This window comes from Ruegeria sp. HKCCD4884 (genome assembly GCF_013110855.1).
Taxonomy (GTDB): domain Bacteria; phylum Pseudomonadota; class Alphaproteobacteria; order Rhodobacterales; family Rhodobacteraceae; genus Ruegeria.
Map to the genome: position 1 here is coordinate 17,941 of NZ_WVRJ01000018.1, position 21,041 is coordinate 38,981.

Annotated in this window: 17 protein-coding genes; 3 read left to right on the forward strand and 14 right to left on the reverse strand. The window is 57.6% G+C overall.

All coding sequences use genetic code 11. The features are described 5' to 3' along the window. Positions 1 to 24 precede the first annotated feature (24 nt). The 10 genes from GS636_RS20545 to GS636_RS20590 all read right to left on the reverse strand — a co-directional run bounded on the left by GS636_RS20545 (position 25) and on the right by GS636_RS20590 (position 11,765). Positions 25 to 996: an NAD(P)-dependent oxidoreductase gene (locus tag GS636_RS20545; protein ID WP_171672148.1), complete on the reverse strand. Its 972-nt coding sequence runs from the start codon at positions 994 to 996 to the stop codon at positions 25 to 27. Between the two features lie 93 nt (positions 997 to 1,089). Beyond that, positions 1,090 to 1,833 (reverse strand): polysaccharide deacetylase family protein, encoded by a 744-nt coding sequence (locus tag GS636_RS20550; RefSeq protein ID WP_171672150.1) that lies wholly within the window; start codon positions 1,831 to 1,833, stop codon positions 1,090 to 1,092. A 3-nt stretch (positions 1,834 to 1,836) separates the two neighbouring features. After that, the gene (locus tag GS636_RS20555; protein ID WP_171672153.1) at positions 1,837 to 3,276 is read right to left on the reverse strand and encodes an FAD-dependent oxidoreductase; all 1,440 of its coding nucleotides are present in this window, start codon (positions 3,274 to 3,276) and stop codon (positions 1,837 to 1,839) included. Further along, a complete protein-coding gene (locus GS636_RS20560; RefSeq protein ID WP_171672155.1) occupies positions 3,273 to 4,235 on the reverse strand; it encodes a lysylphosphatidylglycerol synthase transmembrane domain-containing protein in 963 nt (320 codons plus the stop codon). The genes GS636_RS20555 and GS636_RS20560 overlap by 4 nt, the downstream gene beginning before the upstream one ends. 13 nt (positions 4,236 to 4,248) lie before the next feature. Continuing rightward, positions 4,249 to 5,175 carry a glycosyltransferase family 2 protein gene (locus tag GS636_RS20565; RefSeq protein ID WP_171672157.1) on the reverse strand — a complete coding sequence of 309 codons (927 nt, stop codon included), beginning with the start codon at positions 5,173 to 5,175 and terminating at the stop codon, positions 4,249 to 4,251. Between the two features lie 222 nt (positions 5,176 to 5,397). Further along, positions 5,398 to 6,903 carry a PepSY domain-containing protein gene (locus GS636_RS20570; RefSeq protein ID WP_171672159.1) on the reverse strand — a complete coding sequence of 502 codons (1,506 nt, stop codon included), beginning with the start codon at positions 6,901 to 6,903 and terminating at the stop codon, positions 5,398 to 5,400. Positions 6,904 to 7,066: 163 nt separating this feature from the next. Further along, positions 7,067 to 8,566 (reverse strand): NAD(P)/FAD-dependent oxidoreductase, encoded by a 1,500-nt coding sequence (locus tag GS636_RS20575; RefSeq protein WP_171672162.1) that lies wholly within the window; start codon positions 8,564 to 8,566, stop codon positions 7,067 to 7,069. 525 nt (positions 8,567 to 9,091) lie between these two features. Then, on the reverse strand, positions 9,092 to 10,114 hold the full coding sequence (locus GS636_RS20580) for a glycosyltransferase (protein WP_171672164.1): 1,023 nt from the start codon (positions 10,112 to 10,114) through the stop codon (positions 9,092 to 9,094). Further along, positions 10,114 to 11,568 carry a hypothetical protein gene (locus GS636_RS20585; RefSeq protein ID WP_171672166.1) on the reverse strand — a complete coding sequence of 485 codons (1,455 nt, stop codon included), beginning with the start codon at positions 11,566 to 11,568 and terminating at the stop codon, positions 10,114 to 10,116. Before GS636_RS20585 ends, GS636_RS20580 begins: the two co-directional genes overlap by 1 nt. 47 nt (positions 11,569 to 11,615) lie before the next feature. Next, on the reverse strand, positions 11,616 to 11,765 hold the full coding sequence (locus GS636_RS20590) for a hypothetical protein (RefSeq protein WP_171188992.1): 150 nt from the start codon (positions 11,763 to 11,765) through the stop codon (positions 11,616 to 11,618). Between the two features lie 667 nt (positions 11,766 to 12,432). On the opposite strand from GS636_RS20590, the gene GS636_RS20595 reads away from it, so the two are divergent. Next, on the forward strand, positions 12,433 to 12,969 hold the full coding sequence (locus GS636_RS20595; protein ID WP_171672169.1) for a VPLPA-CTERM sorting domain-containing protein: 537 nt from the start codon (positions 12,433 to 12,435) through the stop codon (positions 12,967 to 12,969). Between the two features lie 67 nt (positions 12,970 to 13,036). Here the strand turns inward: GS636_RS20595 and GS636_RS20600 are convergent, their stop codons facing one another. From GS636_RS20600 to GS636_RS20615, 4 genes are read right to left on the reverse strand one after another with little or no spacing between them, the layout of a single operon-like run. Further along, positions 13,037 to 13,921, reverse strand: a complete 885-nt coding sequence (locus tag GS636_RS20600; RefSeq protein WP_171672172.1) for a glycosyltransferase family 2 protein — start codon at positions 13,919 to 13,921, stop codon at positions 13,037 to 13,039. Then, positions 13,902 to 14,726, reverse strand: coding sequence for a CpsD/CapB family tyrosine-protein kinase (locus GS636_RS20605; RefSeq protein WP_171672174.1), 825 nt, complete (start codon positions 14,724 to 14,726; stop codon positions 13,902 to 13,904). Before GS636_RS20605 ends, GS636_RS20600 begins: the two co-directional genes overlap by 20 nt. Positions 14,727 to 14,757: 31 nt before the next feature. Then, complete coding sequence (locus GS636_RS20610) at positions 14,758 to 16,299, reverse strand: lipopolysaccharide biosynthesis (protein WP_171672177.1); 1,542 nt, start codon at positions 16,297 to 16,299, stop codon at positions 14,758 to 14,760. Between the two features lies 1 nt (position 16,300). Further along, on the reverse strand, positions 16,301 to 17,218 hold the full coding sequence (locus GS636_RS20615) for an ExeA family protein (RefSeq protein ID WP_253746791.1): 918 nt from the start codon (positions 17,216 to 17,218) through the stop codon (positions 16,301 to 16,303). A 609-nt stretch (positions 17,219 to 17,827) separates the two neighbouring features. Between GS636_RS20615 and GS636_RS20620 the strand changes: the two genes are divergently transcribed. Together GS636_RS20620 and GS636_RS20625 are read left to right on the forward strand one after the other, a co-directional pair. Further along, the gene (locus tag GS636_RS20620; RefSeq protein WP_371808758.1) at positions 17,828 to 18,511 is read left to right on the forward strand and encodes a sugar transferase; all 684 of its coding nucleotides are present in this window, start codon (positions 17,828 to 17,830) and stop codon (positions 18,509 to 18,511) included. 77 nt (positions 18,512 to 18,588) lie between these two features. Next, positions 18,589 to 21,039, forward strand: a complete 2,451-nt coding sequence (locus tag GS636_RS20625) for a tetratricopeptide repeat protein (protein WP_171672180.1) — start codon at positions 18,589 to 18,591, stop codon at positions 21,037 to 21,039. Positions 21,040 to 21,041: the final 2 nt, after the last annotated feature.

Here is a 21,041-nt window from a genome sequence, read left to right on the forward strand (position 1 = left end):
CCGTTTGTACCGACAGAAGCGCCCTCATGCGGGAACCGGGCGGGTCATCTCGGCAACGATATCATCGATGATCTGCTGCAGCGTCCGCATCGGGCGGAACCCGGTGACGCGTTGCAGTTTCGAGACATCGGGCAGGCGGCGCTGCATGTCCTCAAACCCTTCGGGATAGACAGTGTCATAGGGGACGAATTGGATTTCCGAGGTCGAGCCGGTTGTTCGAATGACCTGCTCGGCCAGTGCGCGGATCGTGACCTCCTGATCGGTGCCGACATTGAACACGTCACCGCGTGCATCGGGCAGGGTCATCAGACGGCACATGGCCTCGACCACATCCGCCACATGGCCGAAGCAGCGCGATTGCTCGCCAGTGCCGTGCACCATCAGCGGCGCGCCTTCCAGCGCGGATTTGACGAAATTTGGCAGCACCATCCCGTAACGCCCGGTCTGACGCGGGCCGGTGGTGTTGAAGAACCGCAGCACCGTGACAGGCAGATCGGATTCCCGTGCATGGGCCAGTGCCAGAAACTCGTCCAGCGTCTTGGCGCAAGCATAAGACCAGCGCAGGTTGCGGGTGGCGCCGATAGTCAGGTCGCCTTCTTCCTGAAAGGGAAAATTGGTGCTTTTGCCATAGACCTCGGAACTGGAGGCGATGAAGGTATGTGTCTTGTCCACCAGCGCTGCATCCAGAACGTTTTCCGTGCCCGCAACATTGGTCAGGATCGACCGGCTGGGTTCATCCATGATCAGCTTGACCCCAACGGCCGCCGCCAGATGGAACACCACATCCGCCGGTCCAACCAGATCAGTGACCAGCTGGCGATCCAGAATACTGCCTTTGACAAAGGTAAAACCGGGGTGATCCGCAACACTGGCCAGATTGGACATGAGCCCCGTTGACAGATCGTCCAGAGCCGTAACGGTATGGCCATCCCCGATCAGCCTTTCCGTCAGATGAGAGCCAATAAACCCGGCCCCGCCGGTCACCAGAATATGCATATCTATATACCTGTCACTTGTTCTGAACCACTGTGCCGAAGTGTACAATCTGTCCCGCGCCTCCGGCTATAGTCGCGGATAAAAAAGGTTTGCTCACCAAGGCTTCCCCCGAATGGCGGCCCGCACGTTGCGCATCAGTTTGCGTGCCGCAAGATAGGGCCCGCCGCGCCCGGCAAGATGAGCCTTCCAGCGGGCGATGTCGGTGAAATAGAACATCTCGAGCCGCGGCAGATCGTGCATGTCATCACCCGCTTTTGCCACGCCCAGCCTTGTGCCGACCGAGGTGTCGTAATTCCGGGCGACCCGCGCGCGTATGTCCGGGTTCGATGCCCCATAAGGGGGTGCAAAATGGCGAATGGGCTGATCCAGCCGGGCGGTGATGTCCTGACCAGGGCCGGTTATCTCGTCTTCAAGCGCCTCAGGGTCCAGCGTGGTGAGGTCGGGGTGGCTGATACTATGCGCGCCGAAACAGACCCCTTCTTCGGCCAATGCCGCAACTTTGTCCCAGCCCATCAGCGGGCGCGGGGGGACATGTCCGCCGGCCCAGCTGTCACTGCGGCCCATCCGGCCCGAAGGCAGATAGACGATCGGGGTGAAATTATGATCGCGCAGGATCGGCCAGGCGGTGTCGGCGAAATCTTCGAACCCGTCATCGAAGCTGATGATGACCACGCGCGGGGCAGGCGGGTTGGCCAGCGCATCCGGTGTGACCACCGGCAGGCCGGATGCCGCCAGCGCCTGCATCTGGGCCTTGAACACCTCGGGCGCAATCGAGGTCGGTCCCGGCGCATCCGAGATCGAATGATACATCAGGATATCGGCCTGCCAGGCGGGCATGGGTCAGTCTTCCACCACATGGGTGGCAAAGACCTCGCGATACCTGTTCCATTTCGCGCGGTCGACATGGCCCTTGCCGTCAATGCAATCCGCCGCGCCATAAGCCATGGCAAAGGCGTGGTGGGTGTTGTCATGAGCAAACAACCCCTGCCGTCCGAATACGAGCAATCCGTCCATATCTGAGAGCCACTGATCCACCGTATCAAATCGCTCTTCATAGCCCACATCGTAAACCGGATAGGCATGGCTCAGCCGCCGGGTTTCGCAGCGGCGCACCGGTACGGTGACGGGCAGGCCCAGCTGGCCCAGCCATTTGGTGAATTCCTGCCCCAGTTCCTCGTCGGACATGGACCACCATTTTTCATCCGGGTCGCAGGGCAGCTCGGCACACAGAACGGTGACGCCTTTCGGCTCGCCACTGGCGTTATAGTTCTTGGGCTCTGACATGCGGCTGATCGGGATCGACAGTTCGGGGAAGTAATGCGCATCGAACTCGGTGAACTGGTCGGTCTCAAGCACCAGGTACAGCAGGATCATGCCGCGGAACCGGATCGCGCGGGCGGCTTCGACCACCTCGGCCGGAGCGTCGCCGATCAGGCGCGTCAGCCCGGTCAGCGGGATGGTCGACAGGATCAGATCGCCGGTCATGTGCCGCTCGCCATCTTCGTCACGGATCGTCAACCCAGTGATACGATTGCCGTCCCGCTCGATGGCGGTGATCTCGGTGTTGAACAGGAAGCCGGCCCCGTTGCTTTCCGCACTGTTCCGCATCGCGTCCGAGATTTGTCCGAACCCCTTGCGCGGATAAAAGAACCGCCCCGCCGTTTCGCTGCGCAGCCCCGGCAGCAGGCGCAGCATCTTCATCAGGATCTTGCCGACCGAGCCGCTGCCGACCCGACGTTCTGCCAGTTTCACCGCCAGCTTGTCCGGATCCAGCCCCCAAAGCTTGCGCACGTATGGGAAATAGAAATTGTCCGAAATCGTCGGCCCCAGCCCGTCATAGAGCACGGTCGAGAATGTCTCGGGACCTTCGCTTTTCTTGCGGAAGGGTTTCAGCGCCATGTCCCCGATCAGCGACGCGGCAAAGGGTTTGGGCAGGCGCATCAGCGCATCGGTCAGTTTCAGCGGAAAGTGAATCCATTTGCCGCCCAGCCGGATGCGCCCATGGCGCGGGCGCAGCAGCAGATCGTCACCCAACAGGGATTTCACATCGGCCAGAACTTCGGGCTCGGCCGCCGGATGAAACCGGTGCGAGCCATAGTCGCAAATCACGCCTTCAACCGGGAACGAGGCCGAATTGCCGCCCGCAACAGGCGCACGTTCGATCACGGTTACACGGGCCTGTCCGGTCAGCGCATGGGCTGCGGCCAGGCCAGCCGGTCCGGCGCCGAGGATGATGATATGGGGTTTGTCGTTGCCTGGGTTTTGGGAAACATCCGTCACTTGCACTCTTCCTTCTGGGAACTCGCCGGAGCGCTAAGCCGCATCCCGGACATGGTCAGAACCAGCGCGCCAAACCCGCCCGCCGTAAACAAAACAACCTGCCAGACAAGCCCCGCGGCCACGACCGCGGCGGCGCTGGCACCAAAGGGGGCGAGAAAACCGGCCAGTGTTGCCTCGCGCAGGCCCAACCCGTTCAGAGATACTGGCAGCACGGCAATGATCTTGGCCAATGGCCAGGCAAAGATCCATGGTCCGGCGGCCACATCGACACCGGCTGCGGTAGCCAGCCACCAGGCCAGCAGGACCAGCCCCAGCTGGATGGCGACCGAGGCGATAAAGGCCACGGCTAGTGTGCCGGGCTTGCGGCCCATTTCAGCCAACGCATCGGACAGACGATGAGCAAAGCCTTTGCCGGGCAGGGACGGCACATAGCGCCAAGGCAGGGGCAGCAGGCGCGGCAAAGCGACCATGCCCGCCAGCGCCGCCAGCAGGACCAGCGCCACCGGCCAGATCATATGCCCGCCCGCAGCGCTTTCCCATGTCAGGATCAGCCCCAGACAAGACAGGGTCAGCAGGGCCACCATATCGATCAGCCGATCCACGGTGGCCCCCGCAACAACCCGCGCGCCATCCTTCATCGCTGCCTGCGCCAGACCGGCGCGGACTGTGTCGCCGCCAATCGCCCCCGGCAGGCACAGGTTGGCGGCCAGCCCGGCAAAATGTGCCCGGATGGCCAGCGGGGCTGCACATCCGCGCCCCAGAAGCAGCCACCATTTCAGCGCCGCCGCGACATGGGCCAGCAGGAACAGGACCAGCACGCATAGAAATACCCAGATCGGGATTGCCTTCAGCGCGGCCACGATTGCATCAGCAGGCAGAATCCAGAACAGGATCGCCAGCACCACGACCGATCCGGCAACCCGGATCAGCCAGCGCCGTTGACTTGGATCGGAAAACATCCCGCCGCTCCTGTCAGGGTCTCAGATGCAGCCGCGAGATCATGTCGGCGATCAGCCCCAGCGACCAGATCATGATCGCCGCCAGGAACGAGAACACTGCCGTTTCGCTGAGGTTCCAGTAGAACATGTCGACAATGAATTTCACCGTTCCCAGCGTGAAAAACGCCAGACCCAGTGGGATGAACACCCGCAGCGGGTTGAACAAAGTGCTGATACGCAGGATCAGGATGATAAAGTTCAGAAAATCGATCGGCCGGATTTTCGACTTGCCCACCCGTTTACCATATTCGATCGGCGTATAGATCATCCGCTTGCCATTTGACGTCATGCACAGCGTGATCGTGGTGGTGAACGAAAAATTCTGCGGCAGCAGCGGCAGGAACGGGATCAACTCGGACTTGCGGAACACACGCAGGCCCGAGTTCAGATCGTTGATCTTGCGCTCGGCCAGGAACGACGCAAAGGCGAACAGGAATTTCTTGGCCGGTTTGCGTAGCAGCGGCACGTTTTTCATCGCGGCACCTCGGTCGCCGACCACCATGTCCTGATCGCGGCACATGGCCAACATACCCGGCAGATAACGCGCGGGATAAGTGCTGTCGGCATCCAGAATGGCGACATATTCATACTGCGCCATCCGCACCCCACGCTTGAGGCTGGCGCCATAACCGGAATTGACATCGTTGAAGGTAACGGTGACTCCACTGGCTTCGGCCTCGGCGCGGGTGTTGTCCTGGCTGGCATCGTCCACCACGATGATCTCGTAGGGGATGCCCAGCGGTTCAAGGTGGGTGCGCACATCCTCGACTGTGTGACGTACGGCGTTTTCCTCGTTGAACGCGGGGATGACCACGCTCAGGCTCATGCCTTCGACATCTGTCGCAGCCGCTTTACTGGTTGCGGTGCTGTCTGCATCGATCCGTTCTGCGACTTTATTCATGTAAACAGAAACCCTTTATATTCATAATTCATTTAACCCGCTCCGCTTGCAGAATACCCAAGGACAAAGGGGAACTGGTTTAATTCCGTGTCTTGCGTGTTTCATTCAACCACATGTTGACTGAACGTAGACAATAAAATTGACCAAATTAGATCGTTTCGGCGTCAAGAATTGTACCTGTTCAGATTGCATGCGACAGAGATCTTCCGCTTGAAACGCAGTCTACCAGATTGGCTGCCCCAGGCGGAAAGTGATGGTTTGTGTCCTTCCGTTTGTTTCAACCAGTTGCACGATCACATCGTTGGATGAGTCTGCCGGGTCGAGTTGGAAATAGGCGTGTGCAGATTGACCTGCGGGTGTCACCGTCAGCGACTGCGCTGTGCGCCCGTTGATTTCAACCGATGCAGTGTCGACCTCGGGCGCGCCGATCCGCAGTTCGACGTCGAGCGGGGTTCCACGTCTGAGCGGGTCGTCCAGCACCAGATAGGCCAGGGATGCCGGGGCCTTTTCCGGCAGAATGCCAGCCCTTTTGTAAGAGATGGGGCCGTAATTCACATAACCGCCCGCCAGAACTCCCAGCACCAACAGCACATAGGCCCAGCGGAAAATCCCTAGACCACGCCAGATGCGTCTGAGCGGACCATATTGCGCGGCATCCGAGGTCAGCCGGGTGGCAAAAATCAAAGCGCCGGTGAACGCGACACCGGTTGCAACAAGCCCCAGAGCAATCCAGAGCCCCCTTGAAAAGATCCCACCCCAATAGCCATAGTGCAGTTCATCTATCACATGACGCCAGCGGGCAATGTGCGTGTTGTCATAGGGGGTGAAGGCCCCCAGGATCTCGAATGTCACGGGATCAACTGTCACGATGCTGGGTCCCCTGATCTCGGGAATGCTGGGCAGGTGGCCCGAAAAGCTGAGACCGTCCGATTTCCTGACAGGAAGTGCCACGCTTTGGGGTTCAAATCCGGGCAGGGCCTCGCGGGCGCGGGCTTCTGCCTGATCAAGGATGGCGGCCCCGAAGTCGGGTGGTAACCGGGTCTCGCGTTCAACGGACGGCTCAGGTTTTGGCCTGAAACCGTCAATCCCGAAATCGCTCAACATGAAAAAGAAGGCTGTGACAGCACTGATAATGAGAAAGGGCGCTGTCCAGACAGCGGTCAACCGGTGCATCGCGCCGGCCCATGATCGGGAGTCGGCCCCTTGTCTGGGCCGCCGGAAGAATCCCTTCCAGAAACGTCTATACGTAATAAGCCCGCTTATGATCTGAAACAGAACCACAATGGAGGTTGCCGCCACGGCCTTGTAGATGATGCTTTGACCCGAGAGCAGTTTGACGTGAAGTTCCCGCAGAATCCTGTCAAAACCGGGATAGCGCGTCACCTGCACAACCTCTGCGGTTTCGGGATCGGTCCAGTAATTCACCTGCTCACCCCAACCAGTGCGGCCTTCGCTGCGGTCTACGAACCAGGGGGTTGGGCGCTTGGTGATGGTTTGGACCATACTTTCGGGGTAAGCCTCTTTGATATTGTTATAGATTTCCCCAAAACTGGCGGTTCGATCCTCTTTGGCGGCCGTGGTCCAGACGGCGGGGCGACCGACCGATTCCAGCTCAACCCCAACCACAAGCAGCGATCCGGTCAGAAACAGAAAAAAGAAAAAGATCGCAAAATGCAGACCCAGCCAGGTGTGCAGCGTGAACAAGAGATTGCGCAACTTGCGATTCATTCAAATACCGAGCCGTCAGATAAATTTACGGAGCATTAAACGGGACGCTGGCCAACGGCGCAAGAACGCCGGGCAAAGCGACCCCAAAAAGACCAAGGATGATGACCCGTCTGTTCATCAGATGAGCCTGGCGGGGGCGATATGGTTCGCCTCCGCCCTTTGATCATTCGAGGACAGCGCCCTTTTTCTTGAGCTGCGCGTTTGCCGCGCGTTTCTTTTCGGGCTTGGCTTCGAATTCCTCGTGATAGGACCGTTCGACATTGACGTCCCAGACGTCATTGTCTTCGCCCATGATATTGCGCGCCGCATACATGGCCGACAGCATCGAGTGATCCTGGTTGTTGTAACGGTGCAGCCCGTTGCGCCCGACAGTCTGGAAATTTTCGAGCGTTTTCAGCCAGTCGCTGACCGTATCCAGGGCTTCTTTGTATTCACCATCATAGACCGGATAGGCTTTGGGCTGCCGGATCACTGAATAATCGACGACCGTGTCAGCATTTGCCAGGTTCAGCTTTTCAAGCTCGGTGCTGGCCAGTTCTTTGAGCTCTTGGTCAGACGAAGACCACAGCCCGTCGCCTTTCTGGCAGAAATACTCCATCCCTATGGACGAGGTGTTCTGATCCGGCAGCATTTCTGCCGACCACGCCCGGAAGTTCTGAATCCGGCCCACTTTCACCTTCGGGCTGTGAATATAGATCCAGTTGTCCGGGAACGGATCCGCGTGATCCAGGATCAGGGTCACGATCAGGAAGTCACGATACCGCAGACGGTCCGCGGCTTCGATCACCTCGGGCGGCGGCGGCGGATCAAAGGCATGGATCAGATCGCGCACGGCCATCGAGTTGATGAATTCTTCGCCCTCGACGCGCTCGGTCCATTTCTCGCCGTCTTCATTCCAGTGGCGCACGTCAATCGAGGTCACGCGGTTGCCGTCCCGGTTGACCTGGGTCACTTCGGAATGGGTTTCAACGCTACCGCCTTTTTCCCGGATCATATCGCGGGTCTTTTCCCACATCATGCCGGGGCCCAGACGGGGATACTGGAATTCCTCGATCAGGCTGGCCGTATCATTGGCCCCCGAAATCGCGTTCCAGACCGCTTTGGGCAACGACAGATTCTTGATCCGCTGCGCAGCCCAGTCGGCCCGGATTTCAGAGGGCGGAATACCCCAGACCTTTTTGGTGTAGCTGTGGAAGAAGTGCATATAGAGACGTCCACCAAAGCGGTTGACGACCCAGTCTTCAAACGTGTCTTCCTGCGGCCGGGGACGCAGTTTCCACTTAACGAAGCTGCCAATGATCTTATACGTCTCGTACGGGCCGATATTTCCCAGCGCGTTGAAAATGCGCAACGGGTAATCGTAGAACTTGTCACGATAGAAAATGCGGCTCAGGCGCTGCACGGTAATGAAATCCGTGCCCATCACCTCGTGCCACATGTCTTCGACTTCCTGCACCTTGGTGAAGAACCGATGCCCACCAATGTCGAAACGATACCCATTATGGGTTTCGGTACGCGAGATGCCTCCGACCATGTCCGAGGATTCATAGACCTGCGGCACATGCTTGTCGCTCAGCTTCTGGAGTTCGTATGCTGCGGTCAGGCCAGCGGGGCCTCCGCCAATGACGACGACTGGAATTGTATCTTTGGTCAAATCACTCATACCCACACTAAATGTCACACACAAATTTCTGCCTTCAAACTACAGGAGGTTCCCCCGCTTTCACAACAAATTCCTGTGTCCCGCCGAAATTAATGCGCAGACATTTTAAAACAGGTTCCGCCCACCCAGAGCTGGCACGAGGATGCCTGCAAACGATCTGTCGGCCGGGGGTGGTCAGGCCCGGGTTCGGGATGGAAGCCGAGGTCGTTTGAGGGGAGCGAGCCTGGCTATGTTAGCGGTACAACAAGCCCTTGAAAATATAAAGAAAGACAATAGGGCGTAGAGTAAACCCTTTTATTTCGCGGGCTCGGCCTGCCGCTGTTCTGAGATACGTTGCCCCCGTACCGGGGCCAGATCGCGATTTGCTATGCAGAAATCAAAGGCCAACGCCGAGAGGCAATGCACGTTCTTTCAACAATTCTGCGGCATTGCGCCTATTGTGCAAAAAATATGCGCGCAAGCACCGCAAACCGGCCTGAACCGACTCGGCCACCGACGGTCTTGGCGGGGCAAGATCAAATGCATCTATCCGCGTGTGACGCGCAGCTTCTGCTTCTGCCCCAGCACGTGATATTCGAACAGGCACCAGACATAGACGGTGGCGGAATAGACGTAATAGACCTGATGGTAGAGCAGGCATTTGAATGCAAACCATGGCCCGCCATGTCCAGCCATGGCGCGCACCAAATCCAGATTGGCGATCAGGGCCGCCGCCAGCAACAGCAAGGGCAGGGGCCAGGCCCCCGGCCAGAACGGCAAAGCCAGAAGCGACAACAGCAACAGCCCCGCAATTGCAGCCCGCGCCCGCTCGGCCATCGAGGTGTTCAGGTCATCTGTCAGCCCCTCGCGCGAGATCATCAGCCGGGCCCAGGGCAGGGCGCGGCAGAAGATATCCGTGCTCAGGCTGTTGCGAATAGTCCAGACTTTCAGATGTTTGCCCTGCAACTGCGGCTCGACCAGGATACGGCGGCCGGTGGCCGCGATCCGGTAACCCAGCTCGATATCCTCGATCGAGGGGACCTCGTAGGTTTTGACATCAAAGCCTCCGACCTCAAGAAACACATTGCGCCGGATGGCGCCACACCCGGCCCAGAAAGTGCGCGCCTCGCGGCGGGCCCGCTGATGGTGATAACGGTGCAGAAGGTTCTTGTAGCGTGAAAACCAGGCCTGCCCATCCGGGGCATCGTCATAAGATCCGAACACGGCGCCTACATTGTCTTCGGACATCGCCCGGCGAATATGCTCGGGCCCGTCCGGCCAGGCGATGACATCGGAATCCACAAACCACAGGATATCGCCCGTGGCGTGCTGTGCGGCCAGATTGCGGGCAGCGCCCGGACCGCCATTGACCGGAGTGGTCAGAACGGTTGCGCCCATGTCGCGCGCCAGCGCGGCCGTGCCGTCGGGGGATTGGTCATCCACCACCAGAACCTGCTGCACCTGATCAGCCTTCAGCATATCAAGAAGGGGCGGCAGGACACGGGGCAGCAGATGTTCGGCGTTATAAGCCGGCATGACCACAGTGATGGAAAGAGACGGGTTGGACATCATGGATCCTCAGCGGAAACGGAGCGCAGCGCCTTGGGGCGCCGGACAAGAAGAAGCAGGGTGGCCGCAAAAGGCAACAGCCACATCACGCGGGCACCGTATCGCGGGGCGGGCTGTGACACCCCTCCGCAGACCAGTGCGTTGACCGCAATTCCAAGCAGCAGAAACAATGCAAAGACCCTGAAGGCTGTGGCCACCTGCCCGGGCCAGATAATCAGCCCAACAACAATGACGGCAGAGATCAGGTAGATCACCGCATGAACCGTATCCAGTGGCCCGATCCAACCCTGATCCGCCGTCAGTACGGTGTCATCCAAAACGTCGAACTGGCCTTCCGGCAACCCGGACAATGATTTTACATTGCTGACCACCACTTCATTCGGGATGGTCATCACGACGCTGTTGGTCAGCAACTGCTCGGTGGCGTTGCCCGCCAGCGCCAACACGGTGCCAATGGGGCGTGCCGCCAGAACGCGCAGGAAAAAATCGCGCTGCTCAAAGGCAACAGCCTGCTGATCTTCTGCCGTCATCAGGCGGAACGAGCCAAGGTTCTCGGAGCGCTCAAAAATGATATGCGAAGCGGTCAAACGATAGGGGTCATCGGACCAGGACAGAGCTTCGTGCAGCGCACATGTCGCCAGCTCGGATGATGGGCATACGTCATCCAGATATGCCATTCCAGGACCATCCACGATCAGCCTGGCTGTTATGTGAGGCGTGTAAACCACCTCTTTCTGGGTGGCGGTTTCAACGGCCACCTCGAACACTTTGCGCTCTGCCATGGCAAGACCGGACAGAAAAATCATGAACCCGACTGCAAGCCAGCGGCCCTGTCCGATGCGCAACACAGCGGCCAGTACGGTCAGGGGGAACATCAAAACCGCGATACCCAGATGCGATGGATGCAGGACGACTGCAAAAAGGCCAAGCGCAAAAATGGCCAGCACTTCGCCAATCTGTATCTGCCGGCCCGATGCGACCACCGCAGCAATCAAGATCAGCATGACCGATGTGAAAATATCGGGCATGATATAAGCCACATAAAAGGGCAGTGACGTTGTCGCAGCCGCCAACAGGGGCAGGGTGATCAGCACAATAGGCGTGCGCCCTGTGGGGGCGCTGCGTTCAAGCAACCGCATTGCCAACCAGACCGCCAACATAAGCAGCGCCAGCTGAACGACCGCAACCCCACCCAATGCATCCACGCGCCAGAATGCGGCCACCAGCAAGGCATATACGATTGAACGCGATCCGCCCGCAGTTTCATCATCATCCTTTCCCGCCGCCGCACCGGGGGATTGGGCGGCTATCCCATCCTGTGGTGCAGGCGCAGGCAGGATCATGGACAAGGCAATGTTGCCCTGCCGGAAATAACTGCCGGTATCGAAATAGACGAGAGGGCCGCGATTGATGGTCAGCACGGTCAGGCAGGCGATGACTGTTGCGGCCAGCAACAGCAGCCCCCCGAACCAACGCGGCGGCCCTGTTATGCTTTTCGAGGTCACTTCCACGCCACAACGTCGTGGGACGTTGCCAGGGTAATCAGCCAGATACAGGGCTTAAGAGTTTGCTGCCCGCCCTGCAGGCGCTCGCTGGGGGTCGCATGTTTGTCATCGAAAAAATAATCAGGATAAAAATCAGACGCATCCATCAGCGGTCTCAGCAGCTATGCGCCAGACCGCACCATCCGGTACTGGCGTTTTTAAAATCGATCAGGCGTAACAATGGATAAAGAATATATCCGGACTGCAGAGTTGAACGCCCATACTCAGAATATCACCTTGCCAAAGCTACACGAAGTTTTCCGTGCAACGAAGAACAATTACAAAAGCCCTATAATTTCGCGCTTTTTCCTCAGTTGATGTGCTTTACTCTACTGATCATCTCCACGACGGGAAACAATAAATAAAATTGCAGCTCATTGTAATTTTTTCTTGGAAATAAGACGTGCAATCCCTGCAACTTTCCCCGAAATGCGGCTTGCACACGCATGACCGCGTCGCCTTCGAATTTCGGGCCGTTAAAAGATGGCCTTTCTTCAACTGTTTGAACCTGCTTCACTCGAGAATCAGCTCTCAGAGTGAGAGGTTTTAAGTCGCGCCGACCCCAAATGACCGTTCAATATTTGGAAACAGATGCTGATAACTTAATTCATTGTGGCTTCAAGATCCCCTAAGTGGCCATATAAATGACATATTTCGCAGAAAAACACTCGATATGTGTCAAAAGAGTGGGTAGAGTTCAAGTTAAGGGAGTGTGCGTCACGATGGTTTTAGACGTGGCAGACCTCACCGCGACAGTTAACGAGGGTGGAATAGATGTTTAAATCTTTAAAGACCATGCTGGTCGCGCTTGCAGCGGTCGTGTTGATGAGCAGCGCAGCAAGCGCCGTGACGGTGGTCAGTGCAGGCGGGACTTACGATATCAAGTCAGACCCGCTGTTTATTGGAACGGCAACCAGCCCTGGCGGGCCGGGATCTTATGCGGTGAATTTCACATCACCGACTGATCCGCTGATTGGGCAAGCAAACGCATCGGTTACGATCAATGTCTTTGGCCTGTTCACTGGCCTGACGATGAGCTGGGTTGATACAGCCAACCCATCGAACGTGTTTGCAACAAGCGCGATTCTGGGCAACGGCCTTCAGACAACGCTCAACACGCTGTTCAGCAGCGCATCAACCAGTCTGAGCCAAACACTTGTGTTCTCGTGGGCGGGATCGACCGCACCGACCAACGGTGGGGTGATCGGCTTTGACTTCGATGTCTCGGCGGTTCCGCTGCCAGCAGGTGGCATGCTGCTGCTAACCGCCTTGGGTGGGCTGGCGCTGATGCGTCGCCGCCAGACGGTGTAAAAGAAGCTTCATAACAGATGTTATGTTAAAAGGGCTGCTGATGCGGCCCTTTTTTATTGGTCACAGATCAGATCCTGCCGCCGGCGGCCTGAAGCAGCATCCAGACCATGCGTGTACATCTGAGCCGGATCAGGGTCGCAACCGCCCGCATGGTTTCACCCACCGAGCCCAGCTTATTGCTGGCCAACACTTTGGGCGTATGCACAACCGCACTTGCAGGCATGGCCAAACCACGCAACGCCCACCGCAAACGCGCGGACAGATCGGTTCCGTTCAGTTGATACGCTTCTTGCGTGGTTCGACGCCACTTGGCCTTGAGCGCAGGCCAATCCTGGCGTGATGGATGACTGACCCGAAAATCGTCTTCATAGATCAGGCTATAGCCACGGGACACAGCACGCATGGTCCATTCCCGATCTTCGGACACACCGTTAAGGAACCCGCCGATTGCGTCGAACACGTCACGCCGGGTCAGCAGATTGCCTGCGCCTGAAAAGCCCTGAACTTCGATGTATCTGCGGAAATTGAAGGCAAAGACCGCCTCGAATGCTTCGGCACCACTGCGGGGCGCCGGGGTTTCGTCAAAGACATCAACGCGCCCCCCGATCAGGTCGGCCCTGTCGGCAATCCTGCGCCCAACCGTCAGCCAATCGGAGGCGGGAACGCAATCGGCGTCGATGAAAAACAACCGCGGGGCTGTGGTCTCGGCAACGCCGCGATTGCGGGCATGGGCCGCGCCCTTTTGGGTTTCCACCACAAACCGCACCTTGGGAAAGGCGCGGCTTATCTGATCCAGAGACACCGGAGAGGCATTGTCGACAACGATGATTTCCGTGTTGGAAATATCATTGTCCATCAAGGCACTCAGACAGCGTTCCAGCCTGGGAATGTCGTTGTAATGCGGGATGATGACCGCGTCAGCCGGGTGTGTTTCAGTAGTAACCTTGGTCATTGCCGAAAGCTCCGCTGATATAGCGGCATTTGTTCAGGACGATCCCCATAACCTGCGTCAGTTCGGCCAGCTGCCGTTCTGCGACGTCGATATGATCGATGCTTGTTTCTTCAGCTGCCGCCAGCAGCAACGCGCAATCGACATTCTTGAGGAACCCGTGGCTGTCATCGCTCACCATCAAGGGGGGCGTATCGAACAGAATAATGTCCGGTTTGAATTCCGCCTCGATCTCTTCCAGAATTTCGATGGCGCGCCGGCTCTGCAGAATTTCAGCCGGATTGCGGGTCTGGGCGTAGTTCAACCCGAAAATCACGTTGCTGCCATGGCGGCGGCCATGATCCCGGAACGCTACAGATCCCTGCAAAACATCCGCCATACTGTGTTCGCCGGTCTGCTGCAGGATATCGGCCAGCCCTCTGCGCCGCAGGTCCAGATCAATCACAATCGTTTTCAGGTCTGCCTGCCGCCCAAGACTGAAGGCAAGGTTGGCCGCCGCCGTGCTTTTCCCACAACCGCTATACGGAGACGTCAGCGCCACCCGACGCCAGCCATTTGACAGGATCTGCTGCAGCATTTTGGTGCGTAGCATGTCATAAGATCCCGCTGCCTGACCGCCCCCATAAGAGACCAGACGGTTTCTGGAAATGAGGCGCGGCTTGATCTTGATCTCGGGCACAGCTGCCCAGGCGTCGACACCGCTTTCCTCGGGCTCAACCTGAAACTCTTCCGGTGCTTGCTGCGGCGGAACCTGCCGGTTTTCCCGTTCTTCACGGGCCTTTTGAATCGCCTGCTGAAGACGGTCCATTACACCCTCCTCAGGATATACAGAACAGACATCACCAGCGAACCTCCAATTTATCCATCACACGTTCGGCGATCAGATCAAGGGGCAGATAATACGTGTGGACAGCCCACACCGCCGCCGGAACACCAACCATGATGGCCAGGATCACCGCGATCCAGGCCAGGCGGTAAATGATCACCTCTTTGCGCGAACGCATGTAAGGGATGGTCGCAATCGGCCACACCTCAAGTTTATTGATCAGATCTTCGGGCCGTCTCACCGAACGGTTCAACAGCTCAAGCAATAGGATCAGCCCAAGCCCCAGCCCGATGCCAAAGACCGTTCCGCCCCCTGCGATCATCAGGCGGTTGGGTTTGGTCGGACCGCTTGGGACCACCGGATATTCGATCACCGAAATCCGCTGTCCCTGAGAGGTTACTTCGATCCGTTCGCCCGTTGATGCCGAGGCAAGGCGTGTCACAGCGTTGTTGTACTGAGTCTGGATATTATCGTGATCGCGCTGCAACTCGGCCAGCGTAATTGCATTGGCCGGGGTTTGGTCGATCGTCAGGGTTAAATCTGTAAGGCGTTCTTCGATCACGGCGCGTTTATCTTCCTCGGCGGCAATCTGCGAATCCAGCTGCGCCAGCTGAATGTCGAGCGCCGAGTTCCCCGTCTGCGTATCGGCAGGTACACTGCCAGCGGCCTGCTCAGCCGCCACAACCTCTTCTAAGCGGGCAATCCGGGCGCGCAGCAGTTTGATCTGCGGATTGCTTTCCGAATACAGCACCAACTGATTGTCCAGCTGGTTGCGCAGTTGCGCCAATTGTTGTTGGGCCTGCGTCTGCGCTTGCTGCCCCACACCGACAATCTGTCCGGTCGAACTGTAGATGCTCAGCAGTTTCTCGCGCTGACCTTTGAGCGCAAATATCTGCTGGTCGGTCTGTTCCAGATTGGTCTGCAACGTGCCTTGCTGGGCCATGCGGAACTGCAGGCTGCTGGGAAGCGCATCCGAATTTTCATTCTGGAATTTCAGGATCCGGGCGCTGCGCTTGTCCAGTTCATCGCTCAGCCGCTCCACCTCCTGTTCAAAAAATTCCAGTGTATCGGACGCACGCCCCTTACGGTACGAGACATCCAGCTTCTGAATTTCGGTCAGGTATTCGTTCAGCACCCCGGCCGCGATCGCGCCTGAACGTGCCTCAAAGACGATGGTCATCAAGCTGGCCTGATTGCGGCCAGTGCTGATGTGGATATGTGTATTCCGGCGCAGGGCATCGACGATCTGGTCGGGCGTTGCCTCTTGCTGATCAGGCAGAACCTCAAAATTGCGAGCAATGTCCAAAAGAACCGGGCGTGTCAGCAGACGCTGTTCCACGATTTGTAGCTGTTCAGCCGCAGATGTATTCACGGTACTGGCCGCCAGGTTGCCTGGAATCTGCGGGGATTCAACAATCAGCCGCATCTGGGATTCATATGTTGGAGGCAAAGCTCTGGCGATGATGATCGACGCCACAGACACAATCAGAGCAACGATCAGAAAATACGGAAACCGTCTCAGGAAAATGGAAAAGTAATAGCGAACGGGGCCCATTTCAGACTGTCAGCTCCTTCTCAAGCGAGTTTCCACCAAAAAATACACCATCCTGAACGACTTGGCTGACGATATGTTCGTCGATATCCTTGGTCTCATTGGTCCAGGCATAAAGCAGCGCAAAGTCGCAGAACTGGTTTACGAGCCGCGGCACGCCCCTGGTTTGCTGAAAGACCTGTTTGCAAGCGGCTTCCGTGAACTCCTCACCCGACCCGCCGGCAATCTTCATTCTGTGCCTGATGTAATGGTCGACCGACTCTTCATCCATGCGTTCTAAATGAAAGCTTGCCGCGACCCGTTGCGTCAACTGTCGCATCTTGGGATCCAGAACCAGATCACGCAGCTCGGGCTGCCCGACCAGAACCAGCTGGATCAGCTCATCCGTGTTTGCGTTGATATTGGTCAGCATACGGATTTCTTCCAATCCCTCGACCGTCAGATTCTGCGCCTCGTCAAAGATCAGCACCACGCGGCGGCCTTCGGCATATTCAGAGACCAGAAAATCCTGAAGCGCCCGGAACAATTGCACATAACTGGCGTCATTCTCGATCGGCAACCCAAGAGCGTGCAACACCCATTGCAGCAACTCGCCCCGCCCCCCCTGCGCGTTCGAGATCAACCCTACCGTGATCGAATCTTCCATCTCACTCAGCAAGTGCTGCACAAGGGTGGTCTTCCCGGCCCCGATCTCACCGGTCAGGACAGTGATGGGGGCACAGCTCATGATTCCGAACTGCAACACCGAATAGCCGCGCTTGTGCAGCGGCGACCAATACATGAACCCGGGGTCCGGCAGCAGCGTGAAAGGGCGCCGGTCCAGTCCAAAGAAATCTAGGTAAAATCCGTCTTTGGGAACCATGGTCGCACGGTCGCCTTCCGCTTTGTCACACCCGGTTCTGGTTTCTCGGAAATCATCCAACTTAACACTCTGAACCACCAGAAAACCCTTACAGACACTAACATATCACATGAACCAAAAGTACTTAGTGACGAGCGTGCCATAAAATCAAGACATGTCACACCCCTAACAGTTACATGCGTTAAAAGCCCTCTCAGGCAAATTCAATCAATGCTCATCAGGGTGATTGTTTCCGGAAGCCTCCTTCAAAAACTGCTCAAAATAGCGTCAATCCTGGCACCACATGCCTAAGGCCCATGCGGGCGGGCGCCCACTCATTAATACCTTTTTTGCGATCAAATTAACGTAAATTTCATCATTGTAGCTCCATTCGACACAACTTCTGGGTCCTCGTACCAAAGCAAGAAGAACGAAGCCCCTAAATCACCCCTTTAAAACAGCGGTTCTGGTGGTCAGCCAGGGTCCTGTCACATGATTATTGTTTGGCATGTGGTTTGGAATTTGTTAAGAATTGTTCCGTGGAAGTCTGCCAAGCGTTGTTGATATCGGCAGAGCTAAATTGATATAAATGTATAACATTTTTTATACATAAGTTGAGGTTGAGCATAGCTAGTTCCTGAGTTGAGTAGGTGGTGTTTTGGGTGTTTGTGTGTGCCGGGGGGTTATATAGTGACAATTCATTCGAAAGAGGTGGCCAACCCTGGCTACCCTAATGCTCCGGTTATGCCTGTCGTGGCGCACGGGTCGGGGTTTTACAGAAATGGTGGGAAGCGCATCTTCGATGTTGCTTTCGTGTTGCTGTCGGCACCCTTCGTTGTTCCGCTGATTCTGATGTTTGCCATCCTGCTGCTGTGTCAGGGTGTCACCCCGTTTTATCGCCAGAAACGCGTCGGTCGGAACGGTAAGAGCTTCAATCTGCTAAAACTGCGCACCATGGTTCACGACGCCGAGGCCGTTCTGGAAAAGCACCTTGCCGAGAACCCCGAAGCGCGGGCCGAATGGGACCTCAACCAGAAGCTGCGCGATGACCCGCGGATCACCAAGCTGGGCCCGTTCCTCCGGAAGTCCTCCATGGATGAGTTGCCGCAATTCTGGAACGTCCTTGTCGGTGAAATGTCCGTTGTCGGCCCCCGCCCCATGATGGAAACCCAAAAAGAGCTGTACCCCAGCAAGCTTTACTACTCCATGCGCCCTGGCATCTCGGGTCTGTGGCAGGTCTCCAAGCGCAATCAGTCAACATTTGCCGAACGGGCCTATCACGATTCCGAATACTGGAAGACCATGTCCTTTGGCACCGATCTGTCCATTCTGGCCCGGACCGTTACGGTCGTATTGCGCTGCACCGGCTGCTGATATCGCCGTAACATGGCACAGGGATGGACCCGGGCGGGCGCTGTCTGGACACGTCAGGCCCTGCGGGAGACACAACAATGACATCGACCAACACCCCTTTTGGCAAAACGCTGGCGGTCCTCCTGCTCTCCGCCACTCTGTTTCTAAGCGCCTGTGACACCGCCGAAGAACGCGCGGAAGCGCATTACCAGACCGGGCTTGCTCATCTGGAAAACGGGGATGTCGAACGCGCGCTGGTCGAATTCAAGAATGTCTTCAAGCTGAACGGCCAGCATAAAGATGCCCGCCTGACCTTTGCCCGCCTGGAGCGTGAACGCGGCAATGCTCAGATCGCCTATGGTCAGTATCTTTTGCTGGTCGAACAATATCCGGACAATCTCGAAGGACATCAGGCGCTGGCTGAAATGGCTCTGGATCTGGGCAACTGGGAAGAATTGGAGCGCCATGCCGGAGCCGCGCTGGCGCTGGCCCCCGATGATATCGTGATCCAATCCCTCAACAACACGCTGGCCTATACTCAGGCAGTCACGACCGGCAATGAGGCTGAGGCGGAATTTACCGTCCATACAGCCCGCGAAATGCTGAATACCAATCCCGACCTGATTACCGCGCGACAGACGGTCATCGACCATCTGGTCCGGAGCGAGGACTGGCAGGGAGTTGTGGACGAAACCGACACCGCGCTGACATTTGCGCCTAAGAACGGCAGTCTTTACGCCATCAGACTGCGGGCGCTGCAGGAGCTGTCCAATCCCGCAGAGATCGAAAAGCAACTCACGCATATGATGCAGGTCTTTCCCGGCGACACCAGCGTAGAACAGTTGCTGGTCGAACATCACATCGACAACGGCAATCTGGATGCCGCCGAAGATATCTTGCGGGCGCGAGCCGATCCAACAGCAGAAACAACGCTTTCGGTTCAACGGCTTATCGCTTTTCTGAACGATCACCGGGGACCGGATGCGGCCATTTCCGAGTTGGATACGATCGTCGCAGCCAGTGATGCCCACGCCTTTCAGTTTCAGACCATGCGCGCTGCGCTGAAGTTCCGTTCGGGCAACGTCGAGGGGGCCCTGACGGATATGCAGGCCCTGCTTGAGAATGCCGAGCGGACCACCCAAACCCGCCAGAGCGAAGTGGAATATGCGCGGATGCTGTTTGTATCCGGGCAGGATGAAGCCGGGCGGGCCGTGGTCGAGAAAGTGCTGGCCGAAGACCCCACCGAGGTCGAGGCCGCCAAACTGAAGGCCGCATGGCTGATCGAGGATGACAACACCGGCGATGCCATCCTTCTTCTGCGCGAAGCACTTGGCGAAGCCCCGCGGGATCCGCATCTTGCAACGCTGATGGCCAAGGCACATGAACGCAATGGTGACCGCGAACTGACCGGCGAAATGCTGGCGCTGGCCACAGAGCTTTCCCAGAGCGCCCCCGCTGAATCCTTGAACTATGCCCGGTATCTTCTGGCCGGCGATGACCCGAAAATCGCAGAAGGCATTCTGGTCGATGCCTTGCGGCAGGCTCCGGATAATGCGGATCTGCTGATTGCTTTGGGCGAGGTCTATCTGAGCCAACAGGATTGGGACCGGCTCGATATCGTCCTGCGCACATTGCGGGATATGGACGATCCTCAGGTTCTGCGGCAATCAAAAGAGCTTAGGGCGCATATGCTTGCGGGCCAAAAGCGCACAGACGAGCTGGAAGCTTTCCTGAACGAACTGACCCGGGACCCCGATTTCGGCCTGCCTGCCGAGGTTGCTCTGATCCGCCTGATGTTGGCCCAGGGCGATATGACCGGTGCCACCAACCATCTTGAGGGGCTGCTGAGCGAAGATCCCGACTCGCTGATCCTGCTCTTCATGAAGGCCAGCATTCTGACCAGCGAAGGACAGTTGGACGAGGCCGAGCGCCTGTATCGTGAAATCCTCGAGACCCGCCCGGATGCCACCCGCGCCTGGTTTGCCCTGTTTGAACTGCACTCAAGCCGCAACGATCCCACCCAAGCACAGGCCATTTTGCGCGAAGCGCTGGCTGCCCAGCCGGAAAACCCCGATCTGCTGATGCTGCTGGCGACCGAATTTGAACGGGCCGGAGATCTGGATCAGGCCATTGCCGTGTATGAACAGCTTTACCCGCTCAGCAACCGATCCATTGTTGTGGCGAACAATCTGGCCAGCCTTCTCAGCACCCACCGCAGCGACGATGAGAGCCTGCAAAGGGCGCAGCATCTGGCCAGGCGCCTGCGCGGCACGCGTGATCCGGCGTTCCAGGACACCTATGGCTGGATCGCGTACCGGCTGGGCAATTACGAAGAAGCGGTCACATATCTTGAAGCTTCGGCACGTGTGCTGTCGGAACACCCGCTGGTTCTGTATCACCTGGGCAATGCCTACGCCGCTGTCGACCGGCCGGAAGATGCGCTGCGGGTCTACAAGCGCGCCCAGGCCGCCGGGGGGCCTGTAAATATATCAGCTGAGTTGGAGGCGGAAGTCCAACGGCTCAGCACAGCGAACGCTGCCGGGCAATAGTG

Bases quoted from the DNA above. Each gene is read 5' to 3' on its own strand.
- GS636_RS20610 (WP_171672177.1), bottom strand. From the start codon at position 16,299: ATGGGCCCCGTTCGCTATTACTTTTCCATTTTCCTGAGACGGTTTCCG.
- GS636_RS20570 (WP_171672159.1), bottom strand. From the start codon at position 6,903: ATGAATCGCAAGTTGCGCAATCTCTTGTTCACGCTGCACACCTGGCTG.
- GS636_RS20580 (WP_171672164.1), bottom strand. From the start codon at position 10,114: ATGTCCAACCCGTCTCTTTCCATCACTGTGGTCATGCCGGCTTATAAC.
- GS636_RS20550 (WP_171672150.1), bottom strand. From the start codon at position 1,833: ATGCCCGCCTGGCAGGCCGATATCCTGATGTATCATTCGATCTCGGAT.
- GS636_RS20625 (WP_171672180.1), top strand. From the start codon at position 18,589: ATGACATCGACCAACACCCCTTTTGGCAAAACGCTGGCGGTCCTCCTG.
- GS636_RS20560 (WP_171672155.1), bottom strand. From the start codon at position 4,235: ATGTTTTCCGATCCAAGTCAACGGCGCTGGCTGATCCGGGTTGCCGGA.
- GS636_RS20600 (WP_171672172.1), bottom strand. From the start codon at position 13,921: ATGACCAAGGTTACTACTGAAACACACCCGGCTGACGCGGTCATCATC.
- GS636_RS20595 (WP_171672169.1), top strand. From the start codon at position 12,433: ATGTTTAAATCTTTAAAGACCATGCTGGTCGCGCTTGCAGCGGTCGTG.
- GS636_RS20575 (WP_171672162.1), bottom strand. From the start codon at position 8,566: ATGAGTGATTTGACCAAAGATACAATTCCAGTCGTCGTCATTGGCGGA.
- GS636_RS20545 (WP_171672148.1), bottom strand. From the start codon at position 996: ATGCATATTCTGGTGACCGGCGGGGCCGGGTTTATTGGCTCTCATCTG.
- GS636_RS20605 (WP_171672174.1), bottom strand. From the start codon at position 14,726: ATGGACCGTCTTCAGCAGGCGATTCAAAAGGCCCGTGAAGAACGGGAA.
- GS636_RS20590 (WP_171188992.1), bottom strand. From the start codon at position 11,765: ATGGATGCGTCTGATTTTTATCCTGATTATTTTTTCGATGACAAACAT.
- GS636_RS20565 (WP_171672157.1), bottom strand. From the start codon at position 5,175: ATGAATAAAGTCGCAGAACGGATCGATGCAGACAGCACCGCAACCAGT.